Annotated in this window: 19 protein-coding genes; 7 read left to right on the top strand and 12 right to left on the bottom strand. The window is 73.8% G+C overall.

Annotated elements, in window-relative coordinates:
- Positions 1-5 precede the first annotated feature (5 nt).
- On the bottom strand, positions 6-1,046 hold the full coding sequence (locus EDD26_RS11155; RefSeq protein ID WP_123697779.1) for an Lrp/AsnC family transcriptional regulator: 1,041 nt from the start codon (positions 1,044-1,046) through the stop codon (positions 6-8).
- 174 nt (positions 1,047-1,220) lie between these two features.
- On the opposite strand from EDD26_RS11155, the gene EDD26_RS11160 reads away from it, so the two are divergent.
- The 6 genes from EDD26_RS11160 to EDD26_RS11180 are packed head-to-tail and all read left to right on the top strand — an operon-like array spanning position 1,221 to position 7,500.
- Positions 1,221-2,120 (top strand): polysaccharide deacetylase family protein, encoded by a 900-nt coding sequence (locus EDD26_RS11160; RefSeq protein ID WP_123697780.1) that lies wholly within the window; start codon positions 1,221-1,223, stop codon positions 2,118-2,120.
- A gap of 26 nt (positions 2,121-2,146) precedes the next feature.
- Positions 2,147-3,460 carry an MFS transporter gene (locus EDD26_RS11165; protein WP_123697781.1) on the top strand — a complete coding sequence of 438 codons (1,314 nt, stop codon included), beginning with the start codon at positions 2,147-2,149 and terminating at the stop codon, positions 3,458-3,460.
- On the top strand, positions 3,460-4,248 hold the full coding sequence (locus EDD26_RS11170) for an SDR family NAD(P)-dependent oxidoreductase (protein ID WP_123697782.1): 789 nt from the start codon (positions 3,460-3,462) through the stop codon (positions 4,246-4,248). Before EDD26_RS11165 ends, EDD26_RS11170 begins: the two co-directional genes overlap by 1 nt.
- Positions 4,245-5,252, top strand: coding sequence for a ketopantoate reductase family protein (locus EDD26_RS14860; RefSeq protein ID WP_211333857.1), 1,008 nt, complete (start codon positions 4,245-4,247; stop codon positions 5,250-5,252). Before EDD26_RS11170 ends, EDD26_RS14860 begins: the two co-directional genes overlap by 4 nt.
- Entirely contained in the window at positions 5,249-6,430 is a 1,182-nt protein-coding gene (locus EDD26_RS14865; RefSeq protein WP_211333858.1) for a M20 family metallopeptidase, read from the top strand. Before EDD26_RS14860 ends, EDD26_RS14865 begins: the two co-directional genes overlap by 4 nt.
- A complete protein-coding gene (locus tag EDD26_RS11180) occupies positions 6,427-7,500 on the top strand; it encodes an oxidoreductase (protein ID WP_123697783.1) in 1,074 nt (357 codons plus the stop codon). The genes EDD26_RS14865 and EDD26_RS11180 overlap by 4 nt, the downstream gene beginning before the upstream one ends.
- Before the next feature lie 133 nt (positions 7,501-7,633).
- On the opposite strand, the gene EDD26_RS11185 is transcribed toward EDD26_RS11180, so the two are convergent.
- From EDD26_RS11185 to putP, 3 genes are all read right to left on the bottom strand, one after another.
- Positions 7,634-8,980: a M1 family metallopeptidase gene (locus EDD26_RS11185; RefSeq protein ID WP_245989866.1), complete on the bottom strand. Its 1,347-nt coding sequence runs from the start codon at positions 8,978-8,980 to the stop codon at positions 7,634-7,636.
- Entirely contained in the window at positions 8,977-12,930 is a 3,954-nt protein-coding gene (locus EDD26_RS11190) for a Pls/PosA family non-ribosomal peptide synthetase (RefSeq protein ID WP_123697784.1), read from the bottom strand. The genes EDD26_RS11185 and EDD26_RS11190 overlap by 4 nt, the downstream gene beginning before the upstream one ends.
- A gap of 139 nt (positions 12,931-13,069) precedes the next feature.
- Positions 13,070-14,626 (bottom strand): sodium/proline symporter PutP, encoded by a 1,557-nt coding sequence (gene putP, locus EDD26_RS11195; RefSeq protein WP_123697785.1) that lies wholly within the window; start codon positions 14,624-14,626, stop codon positions 13,070-13,072.
- Between the two features lie 208 nt (positions 14,627-14,834).
- Between putP and EDD26_RS11200 the strand changes: the two genes are divergently transcribed.
- Positions 14,835-16,064, top strand: a complete 1,230-nt coding sequence (locus EDD26_RS11200) for a cobalamin-independent methionine synthase II family protein (RefSeq protein ID WP_123697786.1) — start codon at positions 14,835-14,837, stop codon at positions 16,062-16,064.
- Positions 16,065-16,142: 78 nt separating this feature from the next.
- On the opposite strand, the gene EDD26_RS11205 is transcribed toward EDD26_RS11200, so the two are convergent.
- The 8 genes from EDD26_RS11205 to EDD26_RS11240 form a co-directional block, all read right to left on the bottom strand.
- Positions 16,143-16,379 (bottom strand): dodecin family protein, encoded by a 237-nt coding sequence (locus EDD26_RS11205; protein ID WP_123697787.1) that lies wholly within the window; start codon positions 16,377-16,379, stop codon positions 16,143-16,145.
- Between the two features lie 84 nt (positions 16,380-16,463).
- A complete protein-coding gene (locus tag EDD26_RS11210; protein ID WP_123697788.1) occupies positions 16,464-17,123 on the bottom strand; it encodes a VOC family protein in 660 nt (219 codons plus the stop codon).
- Entirely contained in the window at positions 17,123-17,737 is a 615-nt protein-coding gene (locus tag EDD26_RS11215) for an alkylhydroperoxidase domain protein (RefSeq protein WP_123697789.1), read from the bottom strand. Before EDD26_RS11215 ends, EDD26_RS11210 begins: the two co-directional genes overlap by 1 nt.
- Positions 17,734-18,375, bottom strand: coding sequence for a CMD domain protein (locus tag EDD26_RS11220; protein WP_123697790.1), 642 nt, complete (start codon positions 18,373-18,375; stop codon positions 17,734-17,736). Before EDD26_RS11220 ends, EDD26_RS11215 begins: the two co-directional genes overlap by 4 nt.
- Entirely contained in the window at positions 18,365-19,393 is a 1,029-nt protein-coding gene (locus EDD26_RS11225) for an LLM class flavin-dependent oxidoreductase (RefSeq protein ID WP_123697791.1), read from the bottom strand. Before EDD26_RS11225 ends, EDD26_RS11220 begins: the two co-directional genes overlap by 11 nt.
- A complete protein-coding gene (locus EDD26_RS11230; RefSeq protein WP_123697792.1) occupies positions 19,393-21,048 on the bottom strand; it encodes a dipeptide ABC transporter ATP-binding protein in 1,656 nt (551 codons plus the stop codon). Before EDD26_RS11230 ends, EDD26_RS11225 begins: the two co-directional genes overlap by 1 nt.
- Positions 21,045-21,893 (bottom strand): ABC transporter permease, encoded by an 849-nt coding sequence (locus EDD26_RS11235; protein ID WP_123697793.1) that lies wholly within the window; start codon positions 21,891-21,893, stop codon positions 21,045-21,047. Before EDD26_RS11235 ends, EDD26_RS11230 begins: the two co-directional genes overlap by 4 nt.
- The gene (locus tag EDD26_RS11240; protein WP_123698560.1) at positions 21,890-22,822 is read right to left on the bottom strand and encodes an ABC transporter permease; all 933 of its coding nucleotides are present in this window, start codon (positions 22,820-22,822) and stop codon (positions 21,890-21,892) included. The genes EDD26_RS11235 and EDD26_RS11240 overlap by 4 nt, the downstream gene beginning before the upstream one ends.
- Between the last annotated feature and the right edge of the window lies 1 nt (position 22,823).

Genomic DNA, 22,823 nt, shown 5'->3' on the forward strand with positions numbered 1-22,823 from the left:
GCCGCTCAGCGCCGCAGCACGCCCTCGACCTGCGCCCCGAGGTGGTGGCCGTCGCGGTCGATCCAGTAGCGGCGCTGCAGGCGCAGGGCGACGACGCTCGAGGTGGAGCGCACGTCGCGTCGGCTGCCGAGGTCGTCGAGCACGAATCGCGAGAGGTCGGCGGGACCTGCGAACACGGCGTAGAGGCTCACCGGCGCGTCGCCCGTGACGGTGCTCAGCAGCCGCACGCTCGGGTGGTCGACGAGCGAGTCGAGCAGCGACTGCACCGCTCGAGGCCGCACGTCGATCGAGACGACCGCGTTCAGCGGGTAGCCGACGAGCTCCGGCTGGATCTCGACGCGCGGCGAGACGGCACCGGTCGCCAGCAGCATCCGGATGGCCCGTGACGCCGTCGACGCGGAGGTGCCGACCTGCCGCGCCACCTCGGCCGCCGAGACCCGCGCGTTCGCGCCGAGCGCCCGCATGGTCTGGAACTCCAGCTCGGACAGGTCGTCGAGGCTCCGCAGCGGCGGCTCCGAGACCGGGGTGCGGTGCTGCTCGAGGGTGGCGACCTGCTCGTCGGCCAGCCGCTGGAACCGCCACGACTGGCCCACCTTGGCCGACTCGAGGATCATGCGGCTGTCGATCGCGCGCACGCCCGGGATGGACGGGATCCGCTCGGTGAGCAGCTCCTCCGGATCGGAGCCGCGCAGGGGGTAGAGGTTGGCGTAGATGTCGGCCGGTCCGCTGGCGTGCATCGCGAACTGCACATCCGGGATGCGCAGCAGCTGCTCGAGCACCGCGCGCGACTCGCCGGGCGCCGAGGTGATCCAGAGCTCGAACGGGTTGCTCGAGGTGATGAGCTGCCACGCGTAGCGGCCGACGGTGCGGAGCAGATGGTCCTGCTGCATGCGCGCCAGCCGGCGGTTCGCGGTGCTCGTGGGCATGCCGAGGACATCGGCGAGCACTGCCGTCGGCACGCGCGGCGCGATGTGCAGCGCGGCGACGATGTCGAGGTCGGTCGCGTCGAGGAGGGCCGGGAGCTCGCCGGGCGGGAAGCGCTGCATGGCCTCACGATACCGAGGGCGCGGGGTCGTCACCGGAGCAGTTGGCGAAGATTGCCGTTACGTGCGCGAAACGTGATTGGAATGCCCATGACGCTTGCGTCGCGCTACGGTTCTGCCTATAGTCGGCGGAGATGGTGACGCGGAAGCGGCATCGATCGCCTCGAGGGAGAGCACATGGAATCGCAGCAGCCGTGGCAGTGGACCGAAGCGGAGTGGCGCTCGCACGTCGAGCACGTGCGCGCCGGCGCATCGCTCGTGAGCGACGACCCCGCAGCCCGATGGCCCGGAGGTGCGCGCGTGGCGGTCGCCCTGTCGTTCGACTCCGACCACGAGACGCCGTCGCTCCGCGACGGCGAGACGTCACCGGGCCGGATGGCCCAGGGCGAGTACGGCGCGCGCGTCGCGGTGCCGCGGATCCTCGAGCTGCTGCGCCGCCACGAGGCGCCCGCCTCGTTCTACATGCCCGCCGTCTGCGCGCTGCTGCGCCCCGACGAGGCGCCCGGCTACGTCGCCGCCGGTCATGAGCTCGCGGTGCACGGCTGGATCCACGAGCGCAACACGGCGCTCACGTACGAGGACGAGCTCGACCTCGTCGGTCGTAGCCTCGACGTGCTCGAGTCGCAGACCGGTGTCCGACCCACCGGCATCCGCACGCCGTCGTGGGACTTCTCCGCGAGCACCCTGCGAGTCATCCGCGAGCTCGGGTTCGCGTACGACTCGTCGCTCATGGCCGACTCGGAGCCCTACGAGCTGCTCGAGCGCGGCGAGCGGACGGGCGTCGTCGAGATCCCGGTCGAGTGGATCCGGGACGACGCGCCGTACCTGATGATGGACCGCTTCGGCGGCCTCCGCCCCCACATGCCGCCCCGCCAGCTGACGCAGATCTGGATCGACGAGTTCGATGCAGCGCGCGCGGAGGGCGGCCTCTTCCAGCTCACGATGCACCCGCACATCATCGGGCACCGCTCGCGGATCCGGATCCTGGACGACCTCCTGGCCCACATCCGCTCCTTCGACGACGTCTGGATCGGCACGCACGCCGACCTCGCGTCGCACGTCCGCACCCTCCTCTGACCCGCAGCACCTCGAGAGAAGCAGCCATGACCACCACCATCAGCGAGACCGTCCACCAGACGAAGCTCAGCAAGAAGGGCCGCAAGGCCATCGTCGCTGGCAGCATCGGCAACGCCGTCGAGTTCGTCGACTGGGCGATCTACTCGACCTTCTCGTCGATCTTCGCCCACCACTTCTTCCCGCCCGGCGATGACATCGCCGCACTGCTCTCCACCCTCGCGATCTTCGCCGTCGGCTTCATCATGCGACCCGTCGGCGCGGCGGTCATGGGCTCGTACGCCGATCGCCACGGTCGCAAGCGAGGGCTGCTCTTCACGATCACCCTCATGGCGGTCGCCACCCTCGCGATCGGCCTCGCGCCGACGTACGAGCAGGTCGGCATCGCGGCGCCGCTGCTGCTCGTGCTCGCGCGCCTGGCGCAGGGCTTCGCAGCGGGCGGCGAGTTCGGCTCGGCCTCCGCCTTCCTGGTCGAGTCGGCCGCGCCGAAGCGCCGGGCGTTCGCCGGATCGTGGCAGCAGGTCTCGGTGGCCGCCGGCGTGCTCATCGCCTCCGGCGTCGGCACCGTCATCACCACGACGCTGCCGGACGACGCGATCGACAGCTACGGCTGGCGCATCGCCTTCATCTTCGCCGCGTCGCTCGGATTCGTCGGGCTGTGGCTGCGCCGCTCGGTCGAGGAGACCGACTCGTTCGCCACGGGCAAGCAGCGCGTGCAGCAGGCCGACTCGCCCCGTCGCCACAACGCCTTCGTCCGCATGATCGTCGACCACCCGGGTGCGAGCCTGCGTGTCTTCGGCATCACCATCGCCGGCACGCTCCTCTACTACATGTGGGTCAACTTCATGCCGACGTACGCGTCGGTGACCACGGGCATCCCGCTGAACCTCGCCCTGCTCGCGAACGTCATCGCCATGATCGTCTTCATCGTGCTGCTGCCGTTCGGAGGCTTGCTGTCGGACAAGATCGGTCGCAAGCCCACGATGGCGATGTTCGCCGGCGGCTTCCTGATCTTCGCCTGGCCTGCCTTCACCCTGCTGAACGGCGACTTCTGGACCCTGCTGGCCATCGAGCTCATCGGCGTCGTCCTGCTCGTCGGCTACTCGGCGAACTGCGCGGTCATCATGGCCGAGCAGTTCCCGCCGGAGGTCCGCGCCACCGGCATCGGCCTGCCCTACGCGCTCGCGGTCGCGATCTTCGGCGGCACGGCGCCCTACGTCACCACGTGGATGAACACGAGCGGATTCGGCGACTGGGTGTGGGCGTACGCATCCGCGGCGGCCGCCATCGGCCTCGTCGTCTACCTGACGATGCCGGAGACCAAGGGCAAGGAGCTCGATTGATGCGCCACGTGCTCGTCACCGGCGCCGGCAGCGGGATCGGCAGGGAGGTCGCCATCGCGTTCGCGCGCGGCGGCGACGCCCTGACGCTCGTCGACCTGCACGCGGCACCGCTCGAGGAGACCGCGCAGGCCGTGCGCGCCGCCGGGGGCGCCTCGTGCGCCACCGTCGCGGCCGACCTGCGCGGCGAGCACGCGCACGACGAGGTGATGGACGCCGCCTGGGCGCACGCCCCCGTCGACGTGCTCGTCTCGAGCGCGGGCGTCTACCCGGCGACGCCCTTCCTCGAGCTCGACGCGCGCACGTGGGACTTCGTGCTCGACGTCAACAGCCGAGCACCGGTGCTGCTCACGGTCGCCCTCGCCAAGCGGGCGATCGCGGCGGGCAGGCAGGCGAGCGTCGTGAACATCTCGTCGGGCGCGGCGCTCCGCGCCCGGCCGGGAGCGGCGCCGTACTCGACGTCGAAGGCGGCGCTGGAGGCGGCGACGCGCGCCTCGGCGCTCGAGCTCGGCCAGCACGGCATCCGCGTGAACGCGGTCGCGCCCGGCTTCGTCGAGGTCGGCAGCGACGTCAACCCCGTCACCGAGGAGTACGCCGACGCCGTCGGGGGCACGCCGCTCGGCCGGCGGGGGAGACCGTCGGACATCGCGCGCGCGGTCGTCTGGATCGCGGGCGACGAGGCGGAGTGGATCACCGGCGAGGTGCTGCGCGTGGACGGCGGATCGTCCACCGGCGCATGGCACCTGCCGCAGCATTGGACGGCCATCGGCCAGGAGGAGGGTCTCGCATGACCTCGCAGTACACGATCGTCGGCGCGGGCGCCATCGGGGGCACTCTCGCGGTGCACCTGCACCTCGCGGGAGCCGACGTGCAGCTCATCGACGCCGACGCAGCGCACGTCGCGGCCGTGCGCGAGCACGGCCTGCGCATCGAGCAGCCGAGCGGCGCGCTGCTCGCGAACCTGCCGATCAGCACCCCCGACGACGCGCCCGAGCAGCTCGGCGCCGTGCTGCTCGCGGTGAAGGCCCAGGCGACCGACGGCGTCGCCGCCTGGATCGCGCCGCGGCTCGCCGACGACGGCTGGGTCGCGTCGATGCAGAACGGTCTCAACGAGGCGACGATCGCGTCGCACGTGGGCGCCGACCGGACCGTGGCCGCGTTCGTCGACCTCTTCGCCGACGTCATCGGCCCCGGGGTCGTGCAGGACGGCGGCATCGGCGCGATCGCCCTGGGCGAGCACGCAGGCCCCGTGAGCGACCGCGTGCGCACCCTCGCCCACGACCTCCGGCACTGGGGCGAGCCGATCGTCACCGACAACGTCGACGGCTTCCTCTGGTCGAAGCTCGGCTTCGGCGCGATGCTCGTCGCGACGGCGCTCGCCGACGCCGACATGGGCGACCTCATCGACCGGCACCGCAGGGGCATGCACGCGCTCGTGCGCGAGGTGCTGTCCGTCGCGACGGCGGAGGGCATCGCCCTCGAGGGGTTCGACGCCTTCGTGCCGGGCGACTACCTCGCCGGCGCCGCCGAGGCCGACGCCGCGACCGACGGCCTCGTCGCGTGGCTCGCCACGCAGACGAAGAAGCGGTCCGGCATCTGGCGCGACATCGCCGTGCGCGGTCGTCGCACCGAGGTGCCGACGCAGTACGGACCGGTCGTGGCCGCGGGGCAGCGGCACGGCATCCCGACGCCGCTCACCGCCTGGCTCGTGGACGCGATCGTGCGGCTCGAGACGGGCGCGATCGCGATGGACGAGGCGCACCTCGCCGAGCTCGACGGGATGGCAGCAGCATGAGCGCGGTCCGCACGTACATCGAGGATGCGCGCGACGCGATGGTCGCCGACCTCGTCGCGTACCTCGAGCAGGAGACGCCCTCGGACGACCGCGCCGCGCTCGACGCGGGGCTCGACTGGGTGCGCGGCTGGGTCGCCGAGCGCCTGGGTGCGCCCGACCAGGAGCGGATCGTCGACGGCGGCCCCCACGGCGACATCGCGATCCTCGACATCGCCGCGAGCGGCGGCGCCGGGCAGGTGGCGATCCTCTGCCACTACGACACCGTCTGGCCGCTCGGCACGCTCGCCGGCTGGCCCGTCAGCATCGAGGGCGACCGGCTCACCGGGCCCGGCGCATTCGACATGAAGTCGGGGCTCGTGCAGGCGGTCTGGGCCATCCGCGCCGCCCGCGCCGCCGGGCTGCCGCTGCCCGCCATCCGTCTCGTGCTCAACGGCGACGAGGAGATCGGGTCGCCCGCCTCCCGCCCCGTGATCGAGGCCGAGGTCGTCGACTGCGACGCGGTGCTCGTCTTCGAGGCGAGCGCCGAGGGCGCGCTGAAGACCGCGCGGAAGGGCGTCGGCATCTTCGAGGTGACGGCACGCGGCATCGAGGGCCACGCGGGCCTCGACCCCGAGCGCGGCGTGAGCGCGATCGACGAGATCGCGCGGGTCGTGCTCGCGCTGCACGGCGCGAGCGACCTCGCCGCCGGCACGAGCGTCAACGTCGGCACGCTGCACGGCGGCTCGCGATCGAACGTGACGGCGGGCACCGCGACGGCGCTCGTCGACGTGCGCGTGTCGGACGACGCCGAGCGCGCCAGGATCGACGCGCTGCTCGCCGAGCTCGCGCCGCACCGCGACGGCGCCGCCGTCGAGGTCGCCGGCGGCTGGAACCGCCCGGTGATGCCGCGGTCCGACGGCACGGCGCGGCTGTTCGCGCTCGCCGAGTCGGCGGCGGAGGAGCTCGGCACCGTGGTGCGCGAGATCTCGGTCGGCGGCGCGAGCGACGGCAACTTCGCTGCAGCGCTCGGGCTGCCCGTCCTCGACGGCCTCGGCGCGGTCGGCGACGGCGCGCACGCGAGGCACGAGTGGATCAGCATCGACGGGATGCTCGAGCGCAGCGCGATCGCGGCGCTCGTGCTGGGGCGGCTCGGGAGCGCCGAGCCCGTGGCCCAGGCGGCGTCGGCGGCGTCGCGGTGAGCGCGCCGTCGATCACCGATCCGATCGAGGTGCGCGGCCTGCGCGTGCGCAACCGCATCTGGATCGCACCGATGTGCCAGTACTCGGTCATGGCCTACGACGGCGTCCCGACCGCCTGGCACCGGGTGCACTACGGCGCGCTCGCCTCCGGCGGCACGGGGATGCTCGTGGTCGAGGCGACGGCGATCGCGCCGGAGGGTCGGATCACCCGGCAGGACACGGGTCTGTGGAACGACGAGCAGCGCGACGCCTGGCGGCCGATCGTCGACTTCGCGCATCAGGCGGGTGCCGCGATCGGAGTGCAGCTGAGCCACGCCGGCGCCAAGGCCGGCACCTTCGCCGGGTTCGGCAGGGACGGCGATCGCCGCGGCTCCGTGCCGATCGACGAGGGCGGCTGGCCGACGGTCTCCGCGTCCGACGAGGCGATCCTCGGCCTCGCGGCGCCGCGGGCGCTCGCCACGAGCGAGCTGGACGGGATCGTCGCGGCCTTCGTCGCGGCTGCCCAGCGCGCGGTCGAGGCCGGCTTCGACGTCGTGGAGGTGCACGGCGCGCACGGCTACCTGCTGCACCAGTTCCTCTCGCCGCTGACCAACCGCCGCGTCGACGGGTACGGCGGCGACCTCGCCGGGCGCTCGAGGCTGCTGCTCGACGTCGTGCGTGCCATCCGTGCCGAGCTGCCGGCGCTGCCGGTGCTCGTGCGCCTCTCGGCGACCGACTGGACCGACGGCGGGCTCGACGAGCAGCAGGCGGCGCAGGTCGCGGCGTGGGCGCTCGAGGCTGGCGCGGACTTCGTCGACGCGTCCTCCGGCGGGGTCGTGCTCGCCGAGATCCCGGTCGGCCCCGGCTACCAGGTGCACCTCGCCGAGCGCATCGCGGCGGAGGGCGTACCGGTGTCGGCCGTGGGCCTCATCGAGACCGCGGAGCAGGCGAACGCCGTGCTGCGCGGCGGCGTCGCGGCGGTCCGCGTCGGGCGAGCGGCGCTCCGCGACCCGAACCTGCCCATCCGCTGGGCGGGCGAGCTCGGCGTCGACGTCGACTGGCATCCGCAGCAGTACCGGCGCGCGTACTGAGCGACGCCTGCCGGCGTCACCGTCGCCGACGGGTGGCCGCGTGCGCGAGGGGTGGGCCCGCAGGCCCACCCGTCGCGGGTAGGCCCACCCGTCGCGGGTAGACCCACCTCGCGGGTGCGGTCCCGCCCGCGCCTCAGCGTCGGAAGCGCCGCTTCCTGCCGCCGCGCTGCGGGAGTGGCGGCAGCGCCGTGCCGACGAGCCACGCGTCGAACAGCTCGTCGAGCGGCCGCTCCGCGATCTGCGCCGCGAGGCGCCGGAAGTCGTCCGAGGTGACCGTCGACGAGACGTGCAGCGCCGTCCAGTCGTGCAGCAGGCCGAAGAAGCGCACGTCGCCGAGCGCGAGGCGCAGCGCGTGCACGAGCAGCGCCCCCCGCTTGTAGACGCGGTCGTCGAACATGAGCGCGGGCCCCGGATCGCCCAGCACGATGTCCTGCGGCAGCGCCGCGAGCCGCTTGTGGTGGATGCGCGCGAGGGCGTCCGTCGACTCGCGACCGGCAGCCTCCGACCACAGCCACTCCGCGTAGCAGGCGAGTCCCTCGTTGAGCCAGATGTGCTGCCAGGCGGCCACCCCGACGCTGTTGCCGAACCACTGGTGCGCGAGCTCGTGCGCGACGAGCCGCTCCTCGACGCCCCTGCCGTCGATGTGGTTGGCCCCGAAGATCGCCGACGCGTGCGCCTCGAGCGGGATCTCCAGGTCGTCCTGCGTGACGATCACCGTGTAGTCGTCGAAGGGATACGGCCCGAACCGCTCGACGAAGCACGCGAGCATCGCGGGCAGCGTCGCCAGGTCGGCGACCACTCGGCGCTCGAGCGCGGCGGGGTAGAAGGCGACCACCGGCACCTCCGCGCCGGTCGTCGCGCGGCGCACGTAGCGGCCGATCTGCACGGTCGCGAGGTAGGTCGCGGCCGGCGTGCGGCACTCGAAGGTGCGGGTCGTGCGCCCGGACGACGTGCGCTCCTCGACGAGCGTGCCGGTCGCGACCGCCCGGTACGACTGCTCGGTGGTGACGCGGATGCGGTAGGTCGCCTTGTTCGACGGCCGGTCGTTGCACGGGAACCATGTCGGCGCGCCGGTGGGCTGCGACGCCACGATGACGCCGTCCTCGAGCTCCTCCCACCCGACGAGGCCCCAGCTCGTGCGCCGCGGCGCGGGCTGGCCGCCGTAGGCCACCTCCAGCTCGAACCGAGCCCCAGCCGGGATCGGCGTCGCGGGCCGGACGGTGACGTGCGGGCCGCGCGCGGTGTGCGGCAGTCGCGCCCCGTCGAGCGTCGCGCGGCTGACGCGCAGCCCGACGAGGTCGAGCACGATCGCGCGCAGCTCGGTCGTGGCCCGACCCGTGATCCGCGCGACGCCGTCGAGCCGGTTGGTGGCCATCCGGTAGTCGATGGCGAGGTCGTAGTGCAGCGCATCCCACGCGACGTCGCCGGAGCCCGGCGCGTACGCGTCCACCGCTGGCCGAGCGCCGCTCGCGGGGCTCACCCGCTCACCGCGTGGTAGTCGGCGAAGGTGACCTCGCGCCACGGGCCGATCGGGTTGCCGCTCCAGCGGCTGCGGTCGGGCACGAGCTCGCCGCGCATGACGAGCGACGCTGGGCCGACCGTCGCGTGCTCCCCGATCGTCGCGGCGGGCAGGATGACGCTGTGGGGCCCGAGCGTCGCACCGTGCTCGAGCACGACGGCGTCGATCGACATGATCCGGTCGTGGAACAGGTGCGTCTGCACGACGCAGCCGCGATTGACCGTCGCGGCGTCGCGCAGCGTCACGAGGTCGGCCTCCGGCAGCCAGTAGCTCTCGACCCAGACGCCGTCGCCGATCGTCGCGCCCAGGCTCCGCAGCCACCAGACCAGCGCGGGCGTGCCCGCCGCCGAGTGGGCGAACCACGGCGCCGCGACCATCTCGGTGAAGGTGTCGGCGACCTCGCTGCGCCACACGAACGACGACCAGAGCGGATGCTCGGCGACGCGGATGCGTCCGACGATCGCCCACTTCGCCGCGGTGCTCACGGCCGCGGCGACCGCGCCCGCGGCGAGCATCACCACACCGCTGAGGAGCGCCGCCGCGAGGCCGCCCCAGGCATCCACGATCCAGAGCAGTGCGAGCATGACGGCGCCGCCCAGCGCGCACGTGACGATGACGGGCACGATGCGGCACAGCTCCCACAGGGCGCGCGCCACCCGCAGTCGCGGGGGCGGCGAGTAGGTGCGCGAGTCGTCAGCCACGACCGCGGTGCGCCGCAGGGCGACGGGCGGCGAGCCGAGCCACGACGAGCCCTTCTTCGACTTGCGGGGCGCCGCCGAGAGCACCGCGACGAGCGCGTCGTTGGGGATGCGATTGCCCGCGCCCGCCATCCCGGAGTTGCCGAGGAACGCGCGCTCGCCGATCTCGGCGTGGGCGATGCGCACCCAGCCGCCGCCGAGCTCGTAGGAGGCGACGAGCGTGTCGTCGGCGAGGAACGCGCCGGAGTGGATCGTGGTCATCGTGGGCACGAGCAGCACCGTGGAGATCTCGGCGTCGCGGCCGACGCGCGCGCCGAGCAGTCGCAGCCAGGTGGGCGTCGCGAGGGAGGCGTACAGCGGGAAGAGCGCGGTGCGGGCCATGTCGAGCACGCGCTCCGTCGCCCAGACGCGCCAGCCGTTGGCGCTGTGCACCGGGAAGACGCCCTCGGTCATGCCGATCGCGAGCAGTCGCACGCTGAGCACGACGAGCGCGGCGAGCACGAGGCCGGCGACGACCGTGGCGGGTGCGATCCAAGCGAGTGCGCGGAGGGCGACCTCGCCGAGCGACTCGGCACCGGCCACGCCGGCCGCCACCACCGCACCGCCGGCGATGAGCGCGAGCATCGGCACCAGCGACAGGCCGATCGCCGAGGCGCCGTACGCCCATGCCCAGCGCGCGTCGCGCGGCGGGCGCTCGGGTGCCCACCACGACTTCGCCGCGCCCACGCGGCTCGCCGGGGACCCCGCCCATCGCTCGCCGGAGCGCACGCGACCGAAGACCGCGGAACCCGGCGCGATGACCGCGTCCTTGCCGATGCGGGTGCCGGGTGCGAGCGTCGAGCGCGCGCCCACGGCGCTGCGGGCGCCGATGCGGATCGCGCCGATGCGCACCACGTCGCCGTCGATCCAGTAGCCGCTGAGGTCGACCTCCGGCTCGATCGAGGCGCCGCGGCCCACGCGCAGCATGCCCGTCACGGGCGGCACGGCGTGCAGGTCGACGTCCTCGGCGATGCGGGCGCCCAGCGCCCGGGCATAGAGCGTGACCCAGGGCGCGCCCGCCAGGCTGACCGCGCCCACCTGCTGCGCCACCTGCTCGGCGAGCCAGAGGCGCAGGTGCACGCGACCGCCGCGCGGGTGGTCGCCCGCCTGCACGCCGCGCAGCAGCAGCCTCGCGCAGACGACGGCGATCGCCATGCGCCCGAACGGCGTCGCGAAGACCGCGAGCCCGACGACGAGCAGCCACGGCTCGGCGGTGGGGAGCGCCTCGAAGCCGTCGAGGCCGCTCAGGATCGTGCTCGCGGTGAGCGCGGCGAGCAGCCAGCGCATCCCGCTGAGGATGAAGAGCGGCACGCCGAGGAGCGTCTGGATCCATTGCGTCCCGCGCGGGGTGCGCGTCACGTCGTGGGTCGAGGCCGGCTCCGGCGCACCGCCGCTCGCGCGTGCCGAGAGCTCGGCCGCCATCGCGCCGAGCCGCGGGTAGGCGTAGATGTCGGCGACCGTGAACTCGGGCGAGCGCGAGCGGATGCGCGTGACGAGCTGGGCGGCGGCGAGCGAGCCGCCGCCGAGCGCGAAGAAGTCGGCGTCGGCGCCGGAGGCCGGCACGCCGAGCACGGCCTGCCAGTCGGCGGCGAGCAGCCCGATCGCGGGGTCGGCGGCCGCCACGTCGGCTGCGTCGAGCGCCCCGGGCAGCGGCCAGGGGAGCGCGGCCTTGTCGACCTTGCCCGAGATGCGGGTCGGCAGCTCGGGCATCGGTGCGAGCAGCGGCACCAGCGCAGCGGGCAGCTCCGCGCGGAGCCGGGCCAGCGCCGCCCCTCGGTCGAACGCCGCGACGTCGCAGCCGACGTAGCCGACGAGCACCTGGTTGCCCGCGTCGGTGCGCTGCACGACGACGGTCGACGCCTGCACGCCGGGCAGCTGCTGCAGCGCCGCCTCGATCTCACCGAGCTCGATCCGGCGGCCCCCCACCTTCACCTGGTCGTCGGCGCGACCCTGGAAGAAGAGTCCGTCGCGGTCGAACCGCACGAGGTCGCCCGAGCGGTAGGCGCGGTCCCAGCCGAGCGACGGCAGCGGTGCGTACTGCTCGGCGTCCTTCGCGGGGTCGAGGTAGTGCGCGAGGCCGACGCCGCCGATGATGAGCTCGCCGATGTCGCCGTCGGCGACCGGCCGACCTCGGTCGTCGACCACCGCGAGGTCCCAGCCGTCGAGCGGCAGCCCGATCCGCACCGGCTCGCCCGGCACCAGCAGCGCCGCGCACGCGACGACGGTCGCCTCTGTGGGGCCGTAGGTGTTCCACACCTCCCGGCCGTCGGTCGCGAGCCGGTCGACGAGCTCGGGCGGGCACGCCTCGCCGCCGAAGATCAGCAACCGCACGTCCTCGAGGGACGAGGCCGGCCAGAGCGCGGCGAGGGTCGGGACGGTCGACACGACGGTGATGCCGCGGAGCGTGAGCCACGGACCGAGGTCCATGCCGCTGCGGACGAGCGACCGCGGCGCCGGCACCAGGCACGCGCCGTGCGCCCACGCGAGCCACATCTCCTCGCACGAGGCGTCGAACGCGACCGACAGGCCGGCGAGCACGCGATCGCCCGGTCCGATCGGCTCCTCCTGCAGGAAGAGCCGCGACTCCGCGTCGACGAACGCGGCGGCCGAGCGATGGCTGACGGCGACCCCCTTCGGCGTGCCGGTCGAGCCGGAGGTGAAGATGACCCAGGCGTCGTCGTCGGGCGTGGGCAGCGACGGGATGGGCAGGCCGGCGGTGCTCGGATGCGCGGGCGCGCCCGCGAAGAGCGCGGTCGCGGGGGCGGGCGCGTCGTCGGCGCGCACCGCGGTGTACTGCCCGGCACCGGTGATGGCGCCGCGGACCGCGGCCTCGCGGAAGACGAGGGTCGCGCGCTCCTCGGGGTCGTCGGCGTCGACGGGCACGTACGCGGCACCGGCGGCCATGACCCCGAGGATCGCGATGTAGAGGTCCCGCGTGCCGGACGGCATCCGGATGCCGACGCGGTCGCCCCGGCCGACGCCCTCGAGCGACAGGCGCGCTGCGGTGCGCACGACGGCAGCCATGAGCTCCCGGTAGCTGAGCGCGCCCGCCGCGTCCTCGATCGCGGAGCCGTCGGGGTTCGCCTGCACGCTGTCGCGCAGCACGTCGAGCAGGGTGCGGGGCGGGGGCGCGAGGTGCGCCCCCGCCAGGACGCCGTCGATCGTCTCGCTCATCTCGCCTCCGTGTGCCCGCCGCGCCCGGTGGCCGCGACCGATCACGCTACCGCGGCGCCCGGTGTCGCCGGGTGAACGGCGGGTGTCCGCTCTGGGGCGGTCCGGTCTCCCCGGTGACGATCGGGCGCGGCGTCGCCGATCAGGGCAGGGCGTTGCGGTCGGCCGCAGCCGCCGCGCTCACGTGGGACTCCCCGGGCTTGAGCGCCACGATCTGGCCCGTGCGGGTGAACTCCTCGTCGACCTCGGGGTCGTGGCGGTGCACCACGAGGCTGATGACGATCGCGACCAGCAGGTTGAGCACGAAGCCCGGCACGATCTCGTAGAGCGTGAAGAAGCCGATCTCGGTGGCCTGCTCGATCGCGTCCCAGATGAAGACGGTCGCAGCGCCGACGATCATGCCGGCGAGCGCGCCCATCGCCGTGAGCCGGCGCCAGAAGAGGCTCAGCAGCACGATGGGGCCGAAGGCCGCGCCGAAGCCTGCCCACGCGAAGCCGACGAGGCCGAGGATCGTGTCGGACGGGTTGATCGCGAGCACCGCGGCGACCGCGGCGACGGCGAGCACGCACGCCCGACCGAGGAGCACGAGCACCTTCTGCGACGGCTGCCGCTTGACGAAGACCTGGAACAGGTCCTCGACGAGCGCGGACGAGCAGACGATGAGCTGGCTCGAGAGCGTCGACATGATCGCGGCGAGCACGGCGGCGAGCACCAGGCCGGCGACGAACGGGTGCAGCAGCGCCTGCGACATCGCGAGCACGACGGTCTCGGGGTTGTCGATCTGCATGCCGGACTGCTGCACGAAGGCGATGCCGATGAAGCCGGAGACGACGGCGCCGATGAGCGAGATGACCATCCAGCTGATGCCGATGCGCCGCGCCGGCTTCGCGGCGGCGACCGACTTGAGCGCCATGAAGCGCACGATGATGTGCGGCTGGCCCACGTAGCCGAGGCCCCAGGCGAGCGACGAGATGATGCCGAGCACGACCATGCCGTCGACGTCCGTGGGGATGAGGCCGCTGAGCTCCGCGCCGGAGTCGGTGATGCCCTCCTGCACGCCCTGCAGGCCGCCGACCGTGAAGAAGGCGATGACCGGGATGAGGATCAGGGCGATGACCATCATCAGCCCCTGCACGACATCCGTCAGCGACGCGCCGAGGAAGCCGCCGAACAGCGTGTAGAGCAGCGTGACGCCGCTGACGAGGAGCATGCCCCAGATGTAGTTCGCCCCGAACGTCGACTCGAAGAAGACGCCGCCGGCGACCATTCCGGACGAGACGTAGAAGGTGAAGAAGACCAGGATGATGATGCCCGAGACGAGGCGCAGCGCCCGCGTGCGATCGCGGAGGCGGTTCTCGAAGAAGCTCGGGATCGTGATCGAGTTCCTGGCCACCTCGGTGTAGGCGCGCAGGCGCGGAGCCACGAGCTTCCAGTTGAGGTAGGCGCCGATCGTGAGGCCGATGGCGATCCAGGCCTCGATGAGGCCGGCGGCGTAGATGGCGCCGGGCAGGCCCATGAGCAGCCAGCCGGACATGTCCGACGCGCCCGCGGAGAGGGCCGCGGTGAACGGGCTGAGCTCGCGGCCGGCGAGCATGTAGTCCTCGTGGCTCTTCGTCTTGCGCGCGGCGTAGACGCCGATGCCGATCATGGCGGCGAAGTAGATCGCGATCGCGAGCAGCTGGAAGGTTGTGTCTGACATCGTCGTCTCCTCGTGGGGTCGGCATACAGCCTACGCAGGGTCTGTGCACAGGAACGGATGCGAACGGTCACACCCGGCGCGCCGCGCCGCCGATCGGACGGTCGGCTGCGGCGGCCGGATGTGTGACGAAGCGTGACCGGGGGAGTCGATGCGCGTGCCGCGCGTCGGTAGCGTCGCGACCACTCGTCCCCGTCACCGGAAGGTCACCATGCCCCGCATCGACGTCTCGCACGCCGGCAGCCTGCCCCGCACGCCCGAGCTGCTCGCGGCCAACGCCGCCCGCACGCTCGCGGCCGACGGCCTCACGCTCGAGCGCACCCCCGAGCTCGAGTCGCTGCTCAGCGCCGCGGTCGCCGACCTCGTGCGCCGCCAGCGCGAGCTGGGCGTCACGATCATCGGCGACGGCGAGTACGGCAAGGCGATGTCGAGCGCGCAGGACTACGGCGCCTGGTGGAGCTACGTCTTCCAGCGCGTCGCGGGCCTCGAGGTCACCGGCGAGGACATCTTCACCGAGGCGCCGCAGCGCTCCGCGCCCGGCGACATCCGCCTGACGTCGTTCCCCGACCGCCGCGACTGGGTGCGCTTCGCCGACGCCTACCTCGACCCGGAGCACCCGCTGCTGGAGTCGACGCCCGCGACCGCGTTCCCCGCCACGACCGGCGCGCTCCGCTACATCGGCCAGGACGCCATCGCCGCCGACATCGCCAACCTGCAGGCGGGCCTCGAGGGGTCGGGCGCCGAGCAGGGCTTCCTCACCGCGCTCTCGCCGGGGTCGGCGTCGCGCATCGCGAACCGCCACTACGGCAGCGAGGAGGAGCACATCTGGGCATGGGCCGAGGTACTCCGAGAGGAGTACCGCGCCATCGTCGATGCCGGCCTCATCGTGCAGATCGACGACCCCTCGCTCGCCGAGAACTTCGACCAGATCAACCCCGAGCCGTCGATCGAGGACTACCTCGACTTCACCCGCATCCGCGTCGAGGCGCTCAACCACGCCATCCGCGGCCTCCCGGAGGAGCAGGTGCGGCTGCACCTCTGCTGGGGCTCGTGGCACGGCCCGCACACGACCGACATCGGCCTCGCCGAGATCGTCGACCTCGTGCTCGAGGTCAACGCGGGCAGCTACTCCTTCGAGGCGGCGAACGCGCGCCACGAGCACGAGTGGCGCGTCTGGGAGCAGGTCGCGCTGCCCGACGGCAAGCGCATCGCGCCGGGCGTCATCGGCCACGCGACGAACGTGGTCGAGCATCCCGAGCTCGTCGCCGACCGCATCGAGCGGTTCGCGCGCATCGTCGGCCCGGAGCGCGTCATCGCGTCGACCGACTGCGGGCTCGGTGGACGCATCCACCCGTCGATCGCCGTCGCCAAGCTCGAGTCGCTCGGTCGGGGCGCGCGGCTCGCCGAGCAGCGCCTGGGCGCCTCGGTCTCGATCGTCTGACCCTCCGGTGAGGCGCGCCTGCGCGCGGCGGCGGCGTGCACCGTCACCGCGCTCAGGCCGGGTCCGTCGGACCCGATGTCAGTCGGCTGACGCGTCGACCGCGGCGCCGGCGTCGTCGAGGACGAACGTCACCTCGAGGTTGACCTGCCACGACGTGATGCTGCCGTCCTTGATGTTGACGACGTGGTCCTTGACCCAGGCGCCCTCGATCCCTCGGAGCGTCTGACCCGCCCGGGCGATGCCCTGCGTGATCGCGTCCTCGAAGCTCTTCTCCGAGCGAGCGCTGATCGTCGTGATGCGTGCGACAGATGCCATTGCCGTCCTCCTTGACCGCGGTGCGGGGAAGCCCCCGCACCGACAGCCAAGCGCGGATCGCGGATCAGCGGAAGGGCCCGCCTCTCAGCGGAGGACGACCGGCAGGCCGTCGACCTCGACCTCGATCTCGATGCCGTCGGCGTCGGCGGCAACGACCTCGAGCGCATCGCGTCCGTCGCCGACCTCGACGCCCAGCGCGCGGAGGCGCGCGGTCTCCGCGGCGACGTCGGTCGCGAGCCGCCGGACAGCCAGCAGCTCGAGCGCGGGGATGTCGTCGAGCGCCGGATGCGCCGTGTCGCCCCAGTCGATGAGGAACGGCGGCTGCCGCTCGTCCTCGGGCAGCCCGAGCCGCCACGCGAGCTCGCGGCCGTCGGGCGTGCGTCGCGACAGCGGCACCAAGGCGGCGATGCCGGCGCCCGCGGCCGTCGCGCGCTCGACCGTCGCGTCGAGGTCGTGGGGCGCGATCGCGAAGCTCACGACGGCGGGCGCCGGCAGCTCGGCGATGCCGAACCGGCCGATCTCGGATGCCGCCCACCCGCCCTCGGCGTCGGGTCCGATCAGCTCGAGGTACTGCTTGACGCGCCGGCCGCCACGGGTGAACCCGATGAGCGCGTTCGCTGTGCCGCCCGGGTGTCGGCCGCCGAGCGGCGCGCGCACGCCGGTGCGCAGCTCGACCTCGTCGATCGTCGCGGCGAGGTCGGGGCCGGCCAGCACCACGTGGTCGAGGATCGCGGGCGCGCCCATCAGACGACCTCCGGCTCGCCGAGCGACAGCATCAGCCGGTTCGCCCAGTTGAAGAACGCCGCGCCGGCGACCTGGTCGACGATGCCGGCGTCGTCGATGCCGGCGGCGCGCAGCCGCTCGACGTGCTCGGGACCGAAGGCGGCCGGGGTCGCGGTCAGCGCCGCCGAGGCGTCGACGATCGCGTCCCACCGGTCGTCGACGCGCGCGCCGACGCCCTCGTCGAGCAGGCGCTGCACGTCGTCGGTGCGGTCGGAGAGCCGCGAAGCGGCCCTGGCGTGCACGGAGGCGCAGAAGACGCAGCCGTTGACGCGCGACGCCGCGGCGGCCGAGAGCTCGCGCTCCCAGCGCGGCAGCCCGCCCGCCTCGTTGCCGAAGATGTCGAGGTCGGTGAGCGTGCGGGCGCGGAGCGCCTCGGGGTCTCGCGCGAGCAGCCGGAAGTAGGGGCTCGACGAGCGCGAGGCCTCGACGAGCGCGTGGCGCTGCGCGTCGGTGAGCTCGTCCTCCGGGACGGGCGGCGCCCACGGCGCCCAGCCGAGACCGCGCTGCGTGAAGGCCTCGGGCCGTCGCAGCTCCGAGTGGTCGAGGATCGGGGTGCGGTCGTGGGTGCCGCTCATGCGCGTGCCTCCTGCAGCTCGTGGTGGGTGGGGGTGTCGCCCGCGGCCGGCGTGGCGGCGAGCGTCCGCAGGCCGTGCACGAGCCGCAGCTGGAATGCGAGGAACGCGACGAGCTGGCTCAGCGACACGATGGCGTCGGCCTCCCAGCCGGCGTCGACGAGCGCGCGGAGCGATGCGGGCCTCGCGTCGCGCGGGTGCAGCACGAGCAGGTGCGCGTGCTCGAGCGCGGCGGCGAGCCGCGCGGGGATCGAGGCTCGGTCGACGACGGCGACCGGGCCGGGCAGCGCCTCGTCGGCGAGGCCGGGCTCGCGGTAGCCGCCGTAGGGGCCGGATGCTCGTCCCTCGTCGGCTGCGCGCCGCACGGCGCGCACGAGGTCGGCATCCGCCTCGTCGCCGAGCAGCTCGAGGTAGAACGAGGACGCTCGCGTCGGCGTCGGTGCGGCGTCGTGCAGCAGCGAGACGTAGGCCGCGACCGCGTAGCGGTCGGCGAGCGACAGCCGGCCGGGATCGGCGGGCTCGAGCAGCGCGAGGAAGCTCTGCTGCGCGTGCTCGCGAGCGTCGGGCCTCGCCCGACGGATCTCGTCGAGCCGGGATCCCGCGGGGATCTCGGCGAGGTGGTCGATGACGTCATGCGACATGGCGTTCCTCCTGCAGTCGGTGCCCGACCTTCCAGCCGAGCGCGGGCGCGACCTCTCGCGCGAACAGCTCGATCGACCGCGCCGCGATGGCGGGGTGCGGATCGACCGAGTGGACCTGGACCGACACCTCGGTGGCACCGGCGGCGACGACGTCGGCTGCGAGCGAGTCGATGACCTCTGCGGGGGTGCCGAGGTGGGTCTCGCTGCGCTCGAGCAGCTCGTCGATCGAGAGCGAGCCGGGCGTCACGCCCTGCAGCTGCTCGAGCTGGCGCCCGATGCCCTGCTCGGCGAGCGCCCGCACCGACCGGCGCTCCGCCGGGTCGACGACGACGACGCTGCGCGAGGCGAGGACGCGCGGAGCGACGCCCGCGGGCAGCGCCTCCAGATAGGCATCGACGAGCGGCCGCTGCACGTCCCAGACGCGCGGCGGCGAGGCGCCGGCGGGCAGGTCTATGGGGGGCGGCTGCACGCGCGAGAGCATGAGCCCGTCGCCGTGCGCGCCGATGGTGCGAGCGCCCTCGGCCGAGAACGTGGCCTGCCAGATGCGGTCCGCGAGTCCGTGGGCGCGCGGGTAGAGCTCGACGTCGGCGGAGCCGTCGAGCAGCGAGCGCAGCCGCACGAGCTTCGCGTCGTAGATGGCGCGGCGGTGCGCGGCGTCCTCGCCGAACGCGCTGAGCGTGCGCGGGCTGCCGCCGGTGCCGAGGCCCAGCTCGACGCGGCCGTCGGCGATCGCGTCGAGCACCGCGGCGTCCTCGGCTGCGCGCGCGGCCTGCTCGTGCGCGAGCGTGAGGATCGCCGTGCCGAGGCGGATGCGCGACGTGCGTGCCGCAGCCGCGGCGAGCAGCACGAACGGGGAGGGCAGGCCGCCCTCGGCGCCGTCGAGGTGGTGCTGGGCGACCCAGGCGGTGCGGTAGCCGAGCTGCTCGGCGAGCGCCACCTGGTCGAGCGCGATGCGGTACCGCTCGGGCGCCGAGGCGTCGTCGAGGACGCGGGTGAAGAATCCGATCGAGGGCGCCATCACGCCACCTCCAGCTGGGGTCGTCGCGGGCCGCGGAGGTCCCGCAGCCAGTCGGGTGCGGGCACCGCGTCGAGCAGCGCCCTCGTGTACTCGTGCTGCGGCTGGCCGAGCACCTGCTGCGCGGTGCCCGTCTCGACCGCCCGGCCGCGCCGCAGGACCGTGACGGTGTCGGCGATGCGGCGCACGACCGCGAGGTCGTGGGTGATGAACAGGTAGGTGAGGCCCAGCTCGCGCTGGAGCTGCTCGAGCAGCTCGAGGATCTGCGACTGCACGGTCACGTCGAGCGCCGAGACCGCCTCGTCGAGGACGACGAGCTCCGGCTCGATGATGAGCGCGCGGGCGATCGCGACGCGCTGCCGCTGCCCGCCCGACAGCTCGGCAGGCAGCCGGTCGACGACGTCGGCGGGCAGCGCGACGCGGTCGAGGGCGGTCGCGACGCGACGGGCGAGGGCTCGGCGGTCGCGCACGCCGCCGTCGGCCGGGCGCCAGTTGCGCAGCGGCTCGCCGATCGTCTGCCCGACGGTGCGGCGCGGGTCGAGCGATGCGTAGGGGTTCTGCGAGACGAGCTGCACGACGCGGCGGAGCGCGCGGTCCCGGCGCTCGGCCGGCACGTCGTGCGCGCCGATGCGGATGTCCCCGCTCGAGGGGCCGTGGAAGCCCGCGACCGCGCGGCCGATCGTCGTCTTGCCCGAGCCGGACTCGCCGACGAGGGCGTGCGTCGTGCCGCGCTCCACCGCGAACGAGACGTCGTCGACGGCGCGGGACGCATCCCGGCCGCGACCGTAGTCGTGCACGAGACGGTCGACGACGAGGAACGGCTCGCCGGGCAGCCGCGGCGGCCGCGGCGACTCGTCGTCGAGCGCCGGAGCGTCGGCGAGCAGCTCGGCCGTGTAGGCGCTCGCCGGCTCGCGCAGCACCTCCCTCGTGGCGCCGGCCTCCTCGACGGCACCGGCGCGGAGCACCGCGATGCGGTCGGCGCGCTCGGCAGCGACCGCGAGGTCGTGGGTGATGAGCAGCACGCTCGAGCCGAGCTCGTCGCGCAGGTCGTCGAGCAGGTCGAGGATGCGCCGCTGGACGGTGACGTCGAGCGCGCTCGTCGGCTCGTCGGCGATGATCAGCTCCGGCTCGAGCGCGATCGCGGCGGCGATGAGGGCGCGCTGCCGCATGCCGCCGGAGAGCTCGTGCGGGTACTGCCCGGCACGTCGCTCCGGGTCGTCGAGGCCCACGCGGTCCAGCAGCTCGACGACGCGGCGGCGGATGCGGTCGGGCGTGCCCCAGCGGTGGATGCGCAGCGGCGCCGCGACGGAGGCGCCGATCGTGCGCACGGGGTTGAGCGAGGTGCCGGGATCCTGCGGGACGAGCGCGATGCGGCGCCCGCGGAGCTCCTGCACCGCGCGCGCGGGCAGTCGCGTCAGGTCGAGCGGGCCGCCGGCGAGCTGCAGCTCGATCGCGCCGCGGTCGACGCGCCCGCCGGGGGCGAGCAGGCCGATGACCGACTGGCCGATCGTGGTCTTGCCCGAGCCGGACTCGCCCACGAGCGCGAGCACCTCGCCGCGGCCGAGCTCGAGGCTGACGCCGTCGACCGCGGTGCGGCGGCCGCTTCGCGAGCGATAGGAGACGGCGAGGTCCGTGATGCGGAGCAGTGGATCGGTCATGCGCTTCTCTCCCTGATGGCGGCGGCGACGCGGTTCGCCGAGAGGACGACGCCGGCGACGACGACGCCGGGCAGGGTGGTGAGCCACCAGGCGGTGGCGACGTAGTCGCGGCTCTCGGCGATCAGCAGGCCCCACTCGGGGATGGGCGGCGGAGCGCCGTAGCCGAGGAAGCCGAGCGTCGAGATCTGCAGGATGGCGCTGCCGAACTGCAGCGCCGCGAGGGCGAGCACCGCGCCGAGCGAGTTCGGCAGCACGTGCCTGCCGAGCACGCCGAGGAACGTGCCGCCGGAGCCGAACGCCGCCTCGACGTAGTCGCTGCGGCGCACGCGCACCACCTGCGAGCGGGCGAGCCGGGCGAAGACGGCGATGGAGGTGACGCCGACGGCGATCGCCGCGTTCGCGACGCCGAAGCCGAGCAGCACGATGACGCTCAGTGCGAGCAGCAGCCCGGGGATGGCGAGCAGCACGTCGACGACGCGCATGAGCGCCTCCTCGAGCAGTCCACCGAGCGAGCCGGCGAGCACGCCGATGGCCGTGCCCACGACGAGCCCCACGAGCACGGCGATCGCCGCGCCCGAGAGCGAGTTGCCGGCGCCGAAGATGACGCGCGCGAGCAGGTCGCGGCCAGTCGCGTCGGTGCCGAACGGATGCGCGGCGCTCGGCGCCTGCAGCGCATCCGCGGCGACGCCCGCGATCGGGTCCTGCGCGGTGAAGAGCCAGGGCAGCACGGCCCAGGCGAGCGCGATCGCGAGCACCACGACGGCGAGCACGAGCGTCGCCGCCGGGCGAGGCCGGACCGACGGCCGCGCGGTGCGCTCGCCGAGCGCGGCGGTGATCGCGCTCATGCGTGCACCGCCCGGCGGAGGCGCGGGTCGATCGCGGGGGAGACGAGGTCGACGACCAGGTTGATGATGACGAAGCCGATCGCCGAGATGACGACGATGGCCTGCAGCACCGGGATGTCGCGATTTGCGACCGCCTCCTGCGTCAGCCGGCCGAGCCCGGAGCGGGCGAACACCGTCTCGGTGACGACCGCCCCGGCGACGAGCTCGCCGAACAGCACGCCGGCGATCGTGAGCGTCGGCAGCAGCGCGTTGCGCGCCACCTCGCGCGACAGCACCCAGCCGGGGCCGGCGCCGCGCGAGCGGGCGACCGCGATGAACGGCTCGGCGACGGTGTCGTCGATGCTGCGGATGAGCACCTGCGCGAGCGGGGCGGCGATCGGCACCGCGATCGTGAGGACGGGCAGGATGAGTGCCTCGGCCGGGCTCGCGTTGATGACGGGCACGAGGCCGAGCCGGAACGAGAGCACCTGCAGCAGCACGATGCCGAGCCAGAACACCGGGATCGAGACGAACAGCGGCGGGAGGGAGCGGAAGCCGCGACGGATCCATCCCGGGCCGTTCGTCGCGGCCACCGCGATGCCGACGGCGAGCAGCACCGCGACGACGAAGCCGAGGGAGGCGAGCAGCAGCGTCGACGGCAGGGCAGCGGCGAGCAGCGTCTCGACGCTCGCGCCGCTCTGCAGCGAGGTGCCGAGGTCGCCGGTCAGGAAGCCCGCGGCCGACTGCCACAGCTGCACCCAGATCGGCTGGTCGGTGCCGTAGACGGCGCGCAGCTCGTCGAGCTGTGCCGCGGTGAGGCCGAGCTCGGGGCTCGCGTACCGGGCGACGATCGCGTCGCCCGGCAGCGCCTGCAGCAGCAGGAAGGCGAGCACGAACGTCGCGACGACGACGAGCGCGGCCTGACCGGTGCGGCGGAGTGCGAAGCGCATC

Origin of the sequence: Agrococcus jenensis (assembly GCF_003752465.1) — a bacterium.
GTDB classification, from domain to species: domain Bacteria; phylum Actinomycetota; class Actinomycetes; order Actinomycetales; family Microbacteriaceae; genus Agrococcus; species Agrococcus jenensis.

Coding starts and splice junctions, on each gene's coding strand:
- EDD26_RS11225 (WP_123697791.1), bottom strand. CDS start 19,393: ATGGCGCCCTCGATCGGATTCTTCACCCGCGTCCTCGACGACGCCTCG.
- EDD26_RS11200 (WP_123697786.1), top strand. CDS start 14,835: ATGCCCCGCATCGACGTCTCGCACGCCGGCAGCCTGCCCCGCACGCCC.
- EDD26_RS11160 (WP_123697780.1), top strand. CDS start 1,221: ATGGAATCGCAGCAGCCGTGGCAGTGGACCGAAGCGGAGTGGCGCTCG.
- EDD26_RS11205 (WP_123697787.1), bottom strand. CDS start 16,379: ATGGCATCTGTCGCACGCATCACGACGATCAGCGCTCGCTCGGAGAAG.
- putP (WP_123697785.1), bottom strand. CDS start 14,626: ATGTCAGACACAACCTTCCAGCTGCTCGCGATCGCGATCTACTTCGCC.
- EDD26_RS14860 (WP_211333857.1), top strand. CDS start 4,245: ATGACCTCGCAGTACACGATCGTCGGCGCGGGCGCCATCGGGGGCACT.
- EDD26_RS11215 (WP_123697789.1), bottom strand. CDS start 17,737: ATGAGCGGCACCCACGACCGCACCCCGATCCTCGACCACTCGGAGCTG.
- EDD26_RS11170 (WP_123697782.1), top strand. CDS start 3,460: ATGCGCCACGTGCTCGTCACCGGCGCCGGCAGCGGGATCGGCAGGGAG.
- EDD26_RS14865 (WP_211333858.1), top strand. CDS start 5,249: ATGAGCGCGGTCCGCACGTACATCGAGGATGCGCGCGACGCGATGGTC.
- EDD26_RS11165 (WP_123697781.1), top strand. CDS start 2,147: ATGACCACCACCATCAGCGAGACCGTCCACCAGACGAAGCTCAGCAAG.
- EDD26_RS11240 (WP_123698560.1), bottom strand. CDS start 22,822: ATGCGCTTCGCACTCCGCCGCACCGGTCAGGCCGCGCTCGTCGTCGTC.
- EDD26_RS11210 (WP_123697788.1), bottom strand. CDS start 17,123: ATGGGCGCGCCCGCGATCCTCGACCACGTGGTGCTGGCCGGCCCCGAC.
- EDD26_RS11155 (WP_123697779.1), bottom strand. CDS start 1,046: ATGCAGCGCTTCCCGCCCGGCGAGCTCCCGGCCCTCCTCGACGCGACC.
- EDD26_RS11230 (WP_123697792.1), bottom strand. CDS start 21,048: ATGACCGATCCACTGCTCCGCATCACGGACCTCGCCGTCTCCTATCGC.
- EDD26_RS11190 (WP_123697784.1), bottom strand. CDS start 12,930: ATGAGCGAGACGATCGACGGCGTCCTGGCGGGGGCGCACCTCGCGCCC.
- EDD26_RS11220 (WP_123697790.1), bottom strand. CDS start 18,375: ATGTCGCATGACGTCATCGACCACCTCGCCGAGATCCCCGCGGGATCC.
- EDD26_RS11235 (WP_123697793.1), bottom strand. CDS start 21,893: ATGAGCGCGATCACCGCCGCGCTCGGCGAGCGCACCGCGCGGCCGTCG.